Origin of the sequence: Atopobium sp. oral taxon 199 str. F0494 (assembly GCF_000411555.1) — a bacterium.
In the GTDB taxonomy this organism is placed as follows: Bacteria; Actinomycetota; Coriobacteriia; order Coriobacteriales; family Atopobiaceae; genus Lancefieldella.
In genome coordinates, this window is record NZ_KE150486.1 from 938758 (window position 1) to 954011 (window position 15254).

The window sequence follows — 15254 nt, forward strand, 5'->3', positions numbered from 1 at the left end:
CTATTCACCGCCCAGAAGCCTTCGGAATTCGGCAATACCTGCCATGTCGAAGTCATTACCCTCAAGCTGCTCAAGCATCCCAACAAGCTCAGTTGAAGCAACCTCTATAGCGTCATCCACATCCTTAAGCGTCTCCTCATAGCACTTTGCAAGCTGACAGACTTTTGTCTTAAGATCGGCTATTCGTTCATCCGCAAGCTCCGCAAGACGACCTTCGAGAGTCTGTGTCCACTTAATCTTGAGAACAGACTTCGCCTCATCGATACTAATGTTCTCAATATAGGTGCGAGTTGAGTCGATAAGCTCTTGTCGCACAATCTTGAGCTCCTTATTAGCGCACTTCAATTCCTCAATTGCCTCAATAACGGCCTTAAGACGTGCAGCTAGAGATTCTTCGTTGAACTCCAGAGAATCAATGAGGTTAGTGATGCGGGTCTCGATAGCCTTTGTCGTATAGGTACCGTCTTGCTTCGCTTTGATTGCACCCCAATCGGTACCTTGATAATAAGCAGGTATGGACTTGAGATCTACAATGCCCTTATTCTTATCCTTAAGTGTGTCCCAGTAGCAGATAAGACCTTCGAGTTGAGGTTCATACTCGGAACAAGCCTCCCAAAAGGCCCGATTAACCCGATTGCTTTTACTTACATCAATGGATCCATCTTCCTTGATAAAATCTAGATTCTGTTCCTCTTCGGTTAAATTATTGACGAAATCTGAGCATATCCAATCCTGTTGGGCAATCGTAGCTTCGAGTCTCTCCACCTTTTCAAACTCACCGGGTAAATATAGCCGCTGGACAATGTCAAAGGGAAGAACACGTCCTACCCAAGGTTCATTTTTATCCTGAACCTCTTCTTCCCTTTTGTCTTTTTGCTTCTCGACAACAAGGTTAGGATCGATTGCCTGACTCGCTGTTGCGAAACCATCAGCCTTTATCGTCTCAAGGTCGTTGGCAATTGTCTTCCAGCTATCAGAAAACTCCTGATACGCAGCATACTCATCAACCAGAGGTAGGACAGAGAACTCAGAGAAGAGTCGAGCTTCGAGCTCTTGCTGAACGCTGCGAATGTCAAGTTCCTCTAAATTGTTCCCAAACAAAACCTCACATAGGCTACCTATATACTTTGCTGCAGCGTTTGAAACCGCAGTTTTAAAATCAACGACATCTTGACTTTCACCTATAGTCTTGTCGATATCCTTGACCTTAAGAGTTGCATACGAGCCCTCCTCTGAAAACAGCTCACCTCTCAGGCTGGGCATCGTCTTCCACCAGATAGAGAGCTCGTCAATTTCAGCTACCGGCACACCACCAAACATACTTGCGTAAATATCGGGTGCACTCGTCTTCTCCGACGAGTCGACATAGCGAGGAATATTAAGGTTAAAGCCATTCTCCTCAATCTCTTCCCACGTAGCCACGTGCGAGAACCCATCGATTTCAGTGCGTCTACAGTACGCGTCAAATACACGTCGAATATCCTGTTCGCGTAGGCGGTTCTTCGTACCATCTCGGATAAAGTACTTGGATGCATCAATGAACAGAACATCACGTTTGCTACGCGAGCGACGAAGCACCATGACAATCGTAGGAATTTGAGTACCATAAAAAATGTCGGGAGGTAGTCCAATAATAGCCTCAATGTTGCCATTCTCAAGGAGTTTGGTACGTATCTTGCTCTCCTCGCCTCCGCGAAACAGTACGCCGTGAGGTAATACAATGGTCATGATACCGCCGGCATTCAGATGGTAGAGGTTGTGCAATAAGAAGGCATAGTCTGCTTTTGATTTAGGTGCTCGACCATACTCGTCAAAGCGTGGGTCAGACGCAGTTGGCACAACCCACTCTTTAGAGTAAGGTGGATTTGAGCAGCAGGCGTCAACACGCAATGGATCGACTTCGTTTTCCTGCAAGGGCCAGTCATCAATGAGCGTGTCAGCGTTCTTGGTCACGATGTTCGCTGGCTTGATGCCACGCATGATGAGATTCATGCGTGTGAGATTGTAAGTTTCTTTAATAAGCTCCTGCGCATAATACTTGACCGAGTCAGGATTGCCGTTATGCTTAGCAACCGACTGCCCTACCGTCAGAAGCAGCGAGGCAGAGCCCGAAGTTGGGTCGTAGATGCTAATGTGATTTTTGTCCTGCAGGTTATAGGCGATAATATCACTCATAAGGACGGCAACCTCACGCGGCGTATAGAACTCTCCGGCCTTCTTACCAGCATTGGCAGCAAAGTTGCCAATGAGGTTCTCATAAATGAAACCCAAGACGTCATAGTCACGACTATTCATAGGGATTGGCTGGATTATATCGAGCAGTTTTTTTATGGCTACAAGTTGATGCTGTGGATTATCACCAAGATCATCAAGTTCAGAGACCAGACTTGCAAATACGTTGTCGTACACCGCACGATAATCCTTGTACACATTTCGGTTGAATGACTGCAAAGCATCACGAACGTCCCCTACGTTGAAATCCGCATCGGGGCGGACCCACGTCGAATAGAGGTATTTGTAGGGGATAAAGTATCCGATACGCTCCCGAATATAGTCGGCATCTTTGATATCCGCTTCGCTCAAGGCCTCAATGTCCTCAGCTCTCCAGCCATCGGAAACCAGTAGGTCTTTCTCTTTCTCGGAAACATACTTGTAAAAGATAAAACCAAGAATGTAGTTTTTGTATTTCTCAGCGCTAATCTTGCCGCGCATATTGTTAGCACAGCGCCAGATACGCGCTGCTAGATGTTGCTTATTCATACATATCTCCTACATATGCTTGAGATCGGTGTAAGTGATGGTTACTAACTACGTATAAAGATGTACTAGGCCGAATAATCATCCATATTTTAGTATAAGTAACATTTTTTGTGAGCATACCGGACATCTGACACCCGTAAAAGTCTGTAATCGTATCCAACAATCAGTCAATTCAGGGGTCTTTAGAAAATCCCGCTTTTTGATATTTTAGAAGTTTGATTAGAAAGTTCCCCTTCGCACATACACCCTATCACTCACACCCAGCAGGCGCGCTCATGTACTACTACCACACAGTCACCACCGTTCCGCTTGCCAATCTCGATGAAGTGCGCCTCTTCTTTACAAGTCATGCCATACCTGAAACAACACGATTGGCAAATTCCCCGCGAGACGACATGAGGTTAGGGAGCTTCAATGCTTCTCTCATATCGTCTTGAAAAACTTCAAGCGTTTGAAAATTCTAGCTATAGAACGGAATCTAAAAAAACCCGGCAAATTATGGCCACAACACAAGAGCCATACGACAAGCATTATTACAAGTAGGGATGTCTTGTGTCCAAGAAAGACTACTGTTTTCCCATCCAAGAATAAGGACTATCGTGAGTCTAATAGTAACTGCAACAAAAATTGTCTTAAAATATCCACAAATGGCAAAGAACCTTCCGTGACGGTAAAGCGACTCTTCGGCGCATTCCTAGGTTTCAGCTTGAATATAAGCTGATTGATTAATTCGCTCTCAATATCCCGATGCTTCTTTTGCGGCTCATCATTCTCTTCATCCTCTCTAATAAAACCTGCGTTTTCATTTTCCCCAACAAAAACTGAAGGTGAGATGTGAACCCAAGGCTGTACGTCCCTTTTAGTAGCTCTAGCCTTCTTAAGTTCAAGCTGCTCCCATGAGTTAGCTTTCCTGCACCATAAGGTCCTGAGATGGCAATATTCGCAACCTCAGCATCGCTAAATGCAAAGCTAAATTCATCAAGATACGGACTCAACTCTTCTTCATTGAGCGGGGTGAGGTGCAGTGCTTACACCTTACCACCTTTGTCTTCTCCAGCCATTACACCCCAACTTTCCGTACAATACATTATAGCTGCATATATACTCAATCTCTTATAGAGCGTCATTGGCAAATCGCTAATCAAGTTCAGCACCTACCGGCATCTCAAAGGCGAGCTCGCTGGCAGAGATATCGCAGACCTCGAAGACACGCTTGAGCAAATCTATCTTGGCCGACGTGCTTGAGTTGGTCTTCACATACACACCGCTAGTAATCTGTGAGAATCCTTGGGCTTCGTCGCCGCAAAAAGCAGTACCTGGATAGGTGTTGCTGTTCACAAGCGAATGAATCTTTGCGGGCTCTAGCTCACAAAGCAGCTTCAAGACCTTTACTTCCATCTCATTCCACTGCGATGTTGCATAACGGTCTCCAATGAAGCTGAAGGCAGCAATCCTCCTACCCGTGAACTCGGTATCGGAACCCAACTCTGCTAGCTCAGGAAGCATCTTTTTTGGCTCATAGTTCGTCGTAGGAAACGGCCAAGTTGCGAGGAACTGCTCTTCAAGCATTTTCCCGCGGTCTTTCATCTGGCTTTCACCCCAAGTAGTTTGTTGGGCTATCCATTGGTTCATGCGGAAGCCGCTATCTTTGAAGCCATCCTTCATATCGCGTTTTGTCTTGAACGGACGGTTGCTGTAGTCGGAGTTGTAGGCCGTGAGCGTAAGGTTTGCCATCTTATGACACCATTCCTCATGAATGCGCTCCCAGTCGTCTCCAAGGCTTTTCTTCCAGTCGGCATTGAGGGTCTGCGGCATCACGTGCTCGACTGAGAAGTCACCTCTTTCGAGGCCGGCGACAACCTCGATACGCTCTTCGCTGGTGCCGTTCTCAAGCCGGTCGTACAGATAGTACTTGCGGTTCTGAATACGGTAGAAATCGCGGGTATCCAATGAGTAGAGAAAATCGTTGTCGTCTGGGAATCGTCCTGTTCCTCCCTTGTGTGTTAAGAGGTACTTCACGACTTCCGGATAAGATGCGCCATCTTTAACGCCCTTGAGAGCATCACCATGAAGCGTCTCGAATATCTTGTTCAGGGCGTTTGCAGGCACGCTGCATACCCACCTGCGGAAAAGGTACGAGTCGATGCACCAGAGAACCGTTGCCACTGCCGCATCATCTATGTTCCCGGATGCTCTGTAGTCGAGCAAATTGAGCAGATAGGGATGCGTGACGCTCGCATCGAATAGGTGAATCGCCCTAAGCGCTGAATCAATCTCTTTAACACCCGTATCGGGATGATTACAGAGACGATAGTACTTCGAGTAACGCAAGAGCTCTTCGAGCAAACCCTTGGCGTCGATACCCAGATCCCCAGCTTCAGGGTCATGGAAACGCTTTGCGGCATATGAGCGGAAGGACGGGTAAACCTTCTTAATCGCCGGCGTCTTCGCTTCTCGTGCAGCGAGGTAGAAGCGAATGTAGTCACTTACTTTGTAGTCGGTATTTCGCTCGACAGCGTTCCAGTAGTTCTCGTAATAGGCCTCCTGGCGCTCTTGGTCGAGGTTCATGAGCACGAAGTTGCGAATTTTGTCTGCCTCGGAGAGATCGAGGCCGGTTGAGTTCAGGCTTTCGAAGATGAGTTGCGCGTCATCACCCGGGTCAAGCGTGATATCAATAACGCACAGAGATTTGATGGCCTCGTAAAGCTCATCGATACTAATATCCATATACGTGATGCGCTCTAGGAAGTAGAAGAAGTTCTGGGTGACATTCGAACTCTGAACATAAGCGTCCTCATTCTGGTCAAGGACGGCCGAAAATGCCTCACTATCGCTTTTGACCAGCTTGAGCCGGAGTTTCTGCTCCTTCTTGTGCTTTCTGTCTATGAGGTAGTAATCATCGATATCTTCGGCGAGGTCTTCTTCCTCTGAGGTCACAACGCCCGTGGTTAACTGATCTCTAATAGCAGCCAGGAGCAGAAATACAGTGGTTATTCGCTGCTGTCCATCAATAACAATACGCTCCCCGCGCGGCGTTTGCGAGACAATGCTTCCGAAGAAGTGCTCTTTGCGCCCCGTCTTTGACACCTCGACAAGATCGTCGAAAAGCCTCTTGCACTGCTCGGGTTTCCAGTCGTAATTGCGCTGATATACAGGGATGACAAATCGTGTGAGCTTACCCTCAATGAGGTCCGTAAGATACTGCTTGTGTCCGTCCATGGGCGTCTATCCTTCGTAACATTACTTCTTGAATACTCATTCTACAGCCGAAACAGGAATGAGTGAGGTAGAGTGTCTCCACGAAGTCTTATCACCATTTTTCCTGTAGGTAAATCTTATGCTCCGCTTCTCAAACGTACGTATAAATTCCCTGATTGACTTGCTCCCTATTTTAGCTGCAGAAGTCAGGTTATGACATTTAATAACTTTTTACAAACTTAAAGTGTTATTACAGTTGGTCTTTCAGCTCTAAGAACAGAAACGTGCCGTTAGCAGTTTTGTCAAAATCCTAATGACAATTATTGCGTGAAGAAAGTCGTTAAGCCAATTATCCGCTTGCAGCTCTAACGAACGTAAGTTGTTAGAGCAAGGCCGATGCTGTGTTGGGAAAGAAAATCCCCCACCCGCTTTCGCGGGCAGGGGATGAAATTTTGGTCGCGGGGGCTGGATTTGAACCAACGACCTTCGGGTTATGAGCCCGACGAGCTACCAGACTGCTCCACCCCGCACTATGAAGCGCGTGTTGCGCGAGAAAGAACTATACCGCGCAATACACACAAAGTCAACCACAACGAGAAGAACTTCTCGCTTAATCGTTATGACGACGACGCTTGGATGTAAATGCCGCCGAAAGAGCTGCGAGACCGCTCGCTGCAAGTGCTGCAATACCGCCGATTGCCGCCGCGTCACCCATGTACGGAACCGCGGATTTCTTGCCCTTGGAAGGCTTCTTTCCGGGCTTGCTCGGCTTGGGCTGATCGGGGTTGGTCGGATTTTCAGGCGTCGTTGGATCCGCAGCTACCTTATAGGTTGTCTGGATGGTCTCGTCGCCATCTGCAAGGATGGAGTCCTTACCAGCAGGATCCTGAACACCCGACCACGTGAAGGCAAAGTCCTTCTGGTGGTTACCAAGGTTCACGTGAGCCAGGAACGTACCTGAAACCGTACCGGAAACCGAATAGTTAGTGTCGGTTGCAGCAGTCTCGGGAACCTTATACGCCGGAAGTTCAAGCTCAAGTTTAGGCTGCGTCTCATCGATGATTGCCTTGCGGAGCTCAGCGTAGTTGGTGTACCCGCTCTTAAGCGTCATGGTTAGCGTCACCGTCTTGCCGCCGTTGGAAAGCACCGCGCTCGTAACATCAAAGGCGTTCGTGCCCGTAAGCTTGTAATCGGCAACATTGCCGGTCAGGTAGCCAGCCATCGCATCGGGAACGGTAAACGTTGTGGTAAAGGTGCACTGAGGTCCAAGATCATGAATGCTGATCTGGTCGTAGCGACTTGGATCAATGTTGTACTTCTGTTCAATGGCCTTCATCTGGTCCTGAATCGGCGTTGCATCAAGCTGGGCGGTAAACTTCAGCGTATCGCCCTTCTTGGCCTCATACACATGATCAGAGGTGGTGTCGCCGTTAATGAGCATATCGGTCTTAACGTCCTTATGCTCGGCCTTTCTGGCAACAATGGTCTGCTCAATGGCGGCCTGGTCGGTGGAGAGAATGCTGCGACCCTCGTCGCGCTGCTTGCCGTTCCATGTAAAGTTAAAGAACTTCGTAGTGCCGGCGGGATTCTGGGCAAAGGACGTAAAGGTACCCGACACCTTACCTACAGCCGTGAGCTCATCGCCGTTGGAAACCTTATCGGGGTCAAGCTTGAATCCGTCAACGGTTGCCTCGACGTCGCCATTAGCGTCGCCCATGGAGTCAACGGCTGCCTTGAGCTCGGCGTAGTTGTGAATGTCGCCACCCTTGAGCGCAAAGGTCACGGTTACTTTCTGTCCCTCGACCTTGGTCTCCTTGACCTCGAACTTATCGCCAAGGCCCTCAACGCTTGCAGCCGCGTTCTCGGGAACCGTCACACCGTCAGGAAGCGTCAGCTCTGCCTTAAAGGTGCACTGTGTACCGGAAAGCTTGATGTTCTCAGGGTGTGCCGCATCGTTTGGATACAGGTTCTCAATCTCCTGCATCTTCTCCTGGACGGACTTCATATTGATAAGGCCGATCAGCGAGAAGGTCTTGTAGCCATCGGCATCCACCATAAAGGGATTGGGCGAATCCGCCTGACTTGGACCGTAGAGATCGGAAGGAAGATCAAGTGTTGCTTCAACCTTCTGGACCGTTGGATCCTCAGTCCACTTGAGGTAGAACGTCATGTCTTTCTGGATTGCCGGATCGGCACCAGGCGTAGTCCAGAACCAGCTCGTATGATCTTTGAAGTTGTATCCGCCGGTGTTGAAGAGCGGCGTGTCATACCACATCAGACGATCGCCGGGGATAAAGCCCATACGCGTTGCGATGCCATCGGGAGAAAGCTGCTCACGGATGGTCTTGTCGAGAAGCGCGGAGAGCTTCTGGTCATATAGAGCCTTCTGCTTGACGGTGGCAACTTCGCCACCCAGCTCGTCGGTGGAGATATCAAAGAGCTCGGGGTGCTGCTTAAAGACGCTTGCATCCGCAAACGTACCCCCGTTTGCCGAGAAACGCACCGTGTACTCGTCCTGCGTGTAATTGGCCTTGGCGTGGAGGACCTTCTCCTGGCCGCTAAAGGTTACGGAATCGTTGGCCTGGAAAAGCTTGCCGGCAACGTCATAGACAGAGCCGTCCTCATGCGTGACGGTCCAGCCGGTAAAGGTCTTGCCGGGAACTTTGAACTCAGGCTTGTTGGTCACCACGTCATCGTAGCTCTGGAGCGCTCCGCTCGCCTCGGTGGCCTTGACGTTCTGAGTGTAGGTTACGCCGTTGCCGTTGTCGTACACAATGCTGCGAGCGTCCCACTTGGCATAGACTGTGATGTCATCATCAACAGGCGTATCAAACGAGAAGGGCTTCTCTACGCCGTTTGAATCCTTGTAGAACCAGCCGAGGAACGATATGCCGTTGGGGTCGGTCGGGCTGGCGAAGGTATCTGAAGTAATGGTGTCATAGCCGGACTTCTCAGGCGTCGCATCACCAATCTTGTTGCCGCTCTTATCGGCATGCGAACCATCGGCAAAGGTAGCGTTATCGTTATTGAGCGTCACGGTAACCTTGGCAAAAGGCATCCAAACGTGCTTCTTGCCGTCCGCGGAAGCGTACTTCACCTTGTAGGTGTAATCGCCGCCCGTCTTTGGCTTTGCGGTCAGTTCAGTCTTTGACGCATCGGCGAGGGTGAAGAGCATGAGTTTCTCGTTGCCGTGAGCAGCGTCAGTGGTAGGAATAGCCTTACCACTTTGGTAGGCGTCGTCATACTTCACGCGATGTGTGCCGCCCATGACCACATAACCGCCGGTAGAATCGGCAAGACCGTTGTCTTGCTCTTCTCCGGCAAGCGTATCAAAGAGTGAGTCGCCCTTGAAAATGAGCTGCGCGCCAGCCTGCGCGCCAGCCTGAGCGCCGGAGTTATCCTGGCCGTGGAACGTGCCACCGTCCTCGAAGATGGCGGTTCCGCTATTGACGTTCAGACCGCCGTTTCTGTCGGAAGAAGCGTCAACGACAGAACCATTGTTAACGCGGAACGTTACGCCTGCATTGCCAATCGTAATGCCCTTTGCGCGCCAGTGCGCATTGAAGTTCTTGACCGTGAGCTTGGAGTTGTTGGTAATGAGCGTCTCTCCGGGGGCACTGTCCTCCGGAATAGCCAGGCCGGTCTGCCATCTCACGCCGCCCGCGTCAATGGTAAACGTGGAGTTATCCATAGAGAACGGCGACTTGAAGTAGAACGGAAGACGGGTTGCGGTTACATCGGAGTTCACAAACTTGAAGCCGTTCCATTCGTAGAGCTGCCACTTGTCGCCGGTATAGCGCTGGTCAATCTTGGCGTTCTCAATCAGGTTGGCCTGCGAGTTGTTCATGAACATGCCGTTGGTAATGTCCATGGAAAGAGCGCCGCGAGAAGAGCCTTTGAGAGCTCCGTTGCTGCCAGCGGGCATGTGGAAGGCGAAGCCGTTGTTGCCATACTTAAAGACAAAGTGGCCGTCATTAATCTCGGCGGAGTCATAGAGACGGAAGGTATAGCCGTCATTGGGAGCGTCAAGGGTAACGGTTGCGCCGGCCGCATTGACCTTCGACGTACCCTTAAGATCAAACCCCGCGCCGTTTTTGAGCTTGACGGTCGTATCACCCGAGAAGTTCAGCGTGACATTGGTAAGCGTCTGACGAGATGACAGAGTAAAGTCGCCCTGAACGTGAATCGTGGTTACCGCAGAATTAGCTGCTGCTGCGGCAACGGCCTTCTCAATGGTCTTGAACGCCTGAGCGTCAGAAGAGCCGTCATTGGTATCCGCACCGGTTGTGGAGTTCACATAGAGTTCGGTGACGGCAAGCGGAGCACGGACGGGAAGCGCTGTCGGAGCAGCTGAAACCGCGGAAACTCCCTGGGTATCTGTCGATTCTGCACCCGCAATCGGAGAGGTTCCCGTTGCGTTTTCTGTTGTGGTCTCTGTTGTGGTCTCTGTTGTGGTTGCCGTAGATGCGGCAGTCCCTGCAGCTGACGGCGTGGAAGGCGCAGGGGTGCCCTCTGTTGCCGAACTTTCAGTGCTTGCTGCCGCAGCAGGCGTTTCTGCTGCGCCGGTCTGCTCGCCAAACGCTACTGCCGGAAAGGATGCGGTAGCGAGTGAAAGCGAAAGCAGACCCGAGAGAACAAGACGCGATGTCCTATGGTCATCTCTCATAGTGTGGCTCCTTTTTCTTTACAATTCTCTACAATTCTTGTTTCTTTATGCTTCTTTAAGCTGATGTTTAGTGCCAAACATACACGGTCAAGTATAGCGAAAAACTCATATAATGAGCTTGTATTTTGAGATTAATGGCAAGTTTTTTCTTTTGGGCTCTTTTGAGGCTCCTTTGGGGATTGGCGCGTGTTTCCTGCGCTATGTCTACCCATACGCTATGTTGTGCGCCCCCCATTTCCAAAAAAAGCACGTGCGCTCCGCCTCATTTCCAAAAAAGTGCCACAGTTGTGATAAAAATACTTCACAACTCATAACATTTTTAGGGGATTTATCACAACTGATACCTTTTTTAGGAGTTTTCATATCACAACTCATGTACTTTTTTGGAATCGCACATAGGGAGAGGACTTTTGGAACCGTGCAGAGGGGCGAGACTTGCAAGGGATGAGACTTGCGAAGAGGGCCGTTTCCTGCTCCATAGAGAGACTCGCCGAGAAGCCCTGCTCGATGCGCAAGATTCCACCAAAGAACTCAAAGAACTGCACAAACGCAACCTCAAGCGCAAACTTGCTCGGCATGCTTAGCATACCGAGCAAGTTAAACAAGCGTAATGCACGTACCACCTAATGCGTGCGCGTCTCATTGTGCGCGCACCTCATATACACACCTCACGCACGCGTCGCCTCATGTGCGCACCACAAACGCGCACCTCAAGTACGTTACTTCAAGTCATCCAGCATCTTGCGCAGCTCAGCCTGCACGGCCCGCTCGGTGTTGGAACCAATCACGCGTGTAGCAATCTGTTTGAGGGCGTAGCGAGCGTTCTCCATCACCAAAGCGGTTCCCGCATAGCGCAGCATGGCGTAGTCGTTCATTGAATCGCCGAACGCGAGAATTTCGTCTCGCTTGAATCCGTAGTACTGCCGAATCTGCTCAAGGCCCGTTGCCTTATTGACGCCGCGCGGCACAACGTCTATCCACGTATCACCTGAAGGCATAAAGGAGAAACGTCCTCCCAGCTCACGCTCAAGAATCATGGCCATATCCATGGATTTGACGCGATTGTCGCAACAGACCGCGGCCTTAATGACACTGACGTCCGGCGAAGGCGGATCGAACACGCGCTCGGCATTAGGCAAGTCTTTATCCAGCTCACGGACGAAGGCGGAATAGTCATCCAGCAGGTAGGTGTGATCGCGATCGTATACCACCAGATGCACGCAGTCGAACTCCTGCGAGAAGGCAAAGAGCTTTTTGATGGCGGCTGTCGAGAAGACCTCGCGGTCAAGAATCATATCTTCGGCATACACCTGTGTACCAAGCGATGCGACATAATCAATCTCATGGGCGACAGGTTCAAACATCCATCGAAGCGTGTCATAACGCCGACCCGAAGAGGCTACAAAATAGATGCCCTTCTCGCGCAATGCATGAATGAGCTCGAACGTTTCGGGCGGAACATTGCCATACTCGTCAAGGAGCGTACCGTCCATGTCTGATGCAATAAGTCTAATCATGTTCACCCTCCATTAGAAACCGAGGCATCTCCCCCGCCCTGACAGCACGGGTGATTTCCTCAAGTGCACACGCCACTCCATCATCTTTTGAAGCACCTACTACATAGTTGGCAGTGCGAAGCACCTCAGGCGTCGCGTTGGCGACAGCCACCGAATACGGAACCTTTCGCAGAATCTCGAGGTCATTCTCCGCATCGCCAAAAATGACAACTTCATCGTAATCTATACCCGTTGCCTTGAGAAGCACATCCAAGCCCGACGCTTTAGAGATGCCCTTCGGCAGCACGTCAAACCAATTAGGCACAGGACTCACAAGATCAACGTCAGCGCACGCCTCCGCGATGATACGCCTCGTGCGATCCATCTCTTGAGCGCCACCCATGCAGGCAATTGTCGCGGCGACAAAGTCAATGTCGGGAACATCGGGCACAATGGCGCCGTTAAACGTGAAGCGCTTCTCGCAAAACGCCAAATCATCTGGATTGATATCGCCTATGGCGTACGCGGGGTTCAAGAGATTGGTGTCAAGCGGGTAGCACACCAGGAACTTGTCGGGTTCCGGGAGAAGCGCCTGATGCACGCGGGTCAGAAGGTCGTGAGAAATACTGGTCTGCGAAATATAGGTCCCACGAGCTCGAATACGTTTGCCGGTAGAGATAATGCCCGTCTGAAAACAGGCTTCATCCATAGCAAACAGGCGCATCAGCTCAACATAATCACGGCCGGTATCCGGTCCAAAAAGCACGCCTGTGTCGAGAAGCTCGTGAATTGCCTTTCTTGTACGCGCGGACGGATGCCTGTCGCCAAAGGGAATGAGCGTGTTGTCCATATCGGAAAGTACAAGCTTAATCACAGAACGGCTCCTCCAAAATGCCGGTCAGGGCATGCAACCCAGGGCGCACGGTCAGGGCGCTCACGGCGGGGTGCGCAACCAGGGTACATGCGGCTAAGGTGCAGCCCAAGGTGCTCCCGATCAGAGCGCGCTGCCAAGGTGCACCCCAGAGCGCACCTCCAAGGCCACACAGCCAAGGCAGGCTACAGCGTGGATCTGTGCGCCAAGACATCGAAGCGGTCGATGCGGAGCAGCACCTGATCCAAACCTATGATACCCGACAAGGTAGTCACCGGCTGTCCATCAATCCAAATTACCAAATTTCTGAAACCGGCTCCCCTGCGTATGCCCGACCACTCCATATGTTCAATATCGGAATACTGAACGGTAATGTCGGGGCCAAAAAACGGGGTCACAATCATCTCTTCATCAAACAGTTGAACCTTGTAGCGGGACAGCACATACCACGCTACAAACATCACCGCCGCAAAGCTCGCGAAGAAAGCAAGCACCACCAGCAGATCTGCCGAGAAGAACCCGCCTGCGCAAAAGACTCCCAAAAGCAGACTCATGCCAGCCATAAGCGCCATGTCGACAACAAGAGCTCTGGTAAGGGAAGCGGGGGCGACATAGGTATCATGATGGCTATGCCGCCGCTCCGAAAGGCCCGCATTGCTCACTCGTTCCATAAGTGCTGCCACAATTGGTGCTGCAATAATAATGAGCGCAAGAATTATGGTCTGCACGGCAATGCTTCCTTTCTTTTCTCGGGGGCAGTTACCTTTTGTGAATTAATCTACCCATTTGTTAACAAAAAAGAACAAACGCTTCCTAGAATTATGCTACGCTCCCGCTTCACTCTGTCTGAACAGGGCGAACGGGAGCGTAAGCGGTACCGAATACGCTGTGAGCGATAGCGCGTATCACGCTCACGGCTCAATTACTACCGTTGGCGAGAAGCGCGGTCAGGCTACCGTTGGCGAGAAGCGCGGTCAGCAAACTTCGCTACCAGTGTAACGAGCAGATCAACGGTGAGCTCCATGCTCGGCACGGGAATGAATTCACGGATAGAGTGGGCGTTATATCCACCTGTCGCAATGTTGGGACAGGGCAGACCACGAAATGTCAGCTGAGCGCCATCGGTGCCACCGCGGGCAGGCACGGGATTCGGCTCAATGCCAACTTCACGATTTGCCGCAAGCGCGTCGTCAATGAGGAACTCGTAGCCCTTGAACTTCTCGGCCATGTTGCGGTATTGCTGGCGAATCTCAATATGCACGGTATCCTCACCGTAGCGTTTGTTGAGAAATGCCGCTATATCACGCAGGGTCTGCTCGCGCCTGTCAAAAATATCCGCGTCAAAGTCACGAATGATATAGGAGAGCCTGACCTCTGACGCGGAGCCCTCGATGCTGATGGGATGGTAGAAACCCTCGCGACCCTCCGTGTGCTCGGGGCGCTCAAATGCGGGTACCATCTGCTGGAACTCAGATGCCACGGTAATAGCATTGACCATAACGTCCTTGGCGCTGCCCGGATGCACCATCACACCCGTAATCGTAATGTCTGCCTGCGACGCGGTAAAGCACTCGTAATTGAACTCGCCAAGGGCCTCTCCGTCTACCGTATAGCCATATGCCGCGCCAAGCTTTTCAAGATCGAGAAGGGCCGCGCCGTGGCCGATTTCCTCGTCCGGAACAAAGGCTATCTTGAGTGTCGGATGCTTGAGCGCAGGGTCATCAGACAGGCGCTTGAGCAGGGCACATATCTCAGCTACGCCGGCCTTGTCGTCGGCCGAAAGCAACGTTGTGCCGTCAGAGCAAACGATGTCCATGCCCACGAATTTCTCGAGGTCGGGAACCTGCTCCGGCGTAGTCTCGACCTTCTCGCCCCCAACAACGCCTGCTACTAGATTGCCGCCCTCGTAGTGGACGATATGCGGTTTGATGCCCGCGGCCGGCGCGTCAATGACAGAATCAAGGTGCGAGCAGAGCATAAGCGCAGGAGCGTCTTCAGCTCCTTTGGACGCGGGAAGCGTGCCGGTCACATAGGCGTGCTCATCAACGGTAACGTCCGCACAGCCGAGCGATTTGAGTTCCTCCCCCAAATAACGAGCCATTTCGTGCTGACGAGGCGTTGAAGGCGTCACGTCGTCATGCTCGGGGTCTGACTGAGAGTCAATCTGCACATACCGCATAAAGCGCTCTACGACATCAGGTATCTGACCGGACATAGTTCCTCCATTCGTTGAGTGTCATGTAACGCTACTACCTTAATACGT

7 protein-coding genes, 1 tRNA gene and 1 pseudogene are annotated in these 15254 nt (G+C 51.1%); all 9 read right to left on the reverse strand.

Going from position 1 to position 15254, the window contains the following annotated elements; all coding sequences use genetic code 11:
* On the reverse strand, positions 1-2760 hold the full coding sequence (locus HMPREF1527_RS04240; protein WP_016477469.1) for a type I restriction-modification system subunit M: 2760 nt from the start codon (positions 2758-2760) through the stop codon (positions 1-3).
* Positions 2761-3354: 594 nt separating this feature from the next.
* Positions 3355-3606: pseudogene (locus HMPREF1527_RS08015) on the reverse strand (hypothetical protein); the annotation flags it as partial.
* 291 nt (positions 3607-3897) lie between these two features.
* The gene (locus HMPREF1527_RS04250; RefSeq protein WP_016477472.1) at positions 3898-5979 is read right to left on the reverse strand and encodes a DUF262 domain-containing protein; all 2082 of its coding nucleotides are present in this window, start codon (positions 5977-5979) and stop codon (positions 3898-3900) included.
* Between the two features lie 432 nt (positions 5980-6411).
* Positions 6412-6488 (reverse strand) — tRNA-Met (locus tag HMPREF1527_RS04255).
* A gap of 80 nt (positions 6489-6568) precedes the next feature.
* Positions 6569-10624 (reverse strand): hypothetical protein, encoded by a 4056-nt coding sequence (locus HMPREF1527_RS04260; protein WP_016477473.1) that lies wholly within the window; start codon positions 10622-10624, stop codon positions 6569-6571.
* Between the two features lie 719 nt (positions 10625-11343).
* Positions 11344-12141 (reverse strand): HAD family hydrolase, encoded by a 798-nt coding sequence (locus HMPREF1527_RS04275; RefSeq protein WP_016477474.1) that lies wholly within the window; start codon positions 12139-12141, stop codon positions 11344-11346.
* Positions 12134-12994, reverse strand: coding sequence for an HAD family hydrolase (locus HMPREF1527_RS04280; protein WP_016477475.1), 861 nt, complete (start codon positions 12992-12994; stop codon positions 12134-12136). The genes HMPREF1527_RS04275 and HMPREF1527_RS04280 overlap by 8 nt, the downstream gene beginning before the upstream one ends.
* A gap of 182 nt (positions 12995-13176) precedes the next feature.
* Positions 13177-13719 carry a hypothetical protein gene (locus tag HMPREF1527_RS04285; RefSeq protein WP_016477476.1) on the reverse strand — a complete coding sequence of 181 codons (543 nt, stop codon included), beginning with the start codon at positions 13717-13719 and terminating at the stop codon, positions 13177-13179.
* 224 nt (positions 13720-13943) lie between these two features.
* Entirely contained in the window at positions 13944-15206 is a 1263-nt protein-coding gene (gene pepT / locus HMPREF1527_RS04290; protein ID WP_016477477.1) for a peptidase T, read from the reverse strand.
* Positions 15207-15254 lie beyond the last annotated feature (48 nt).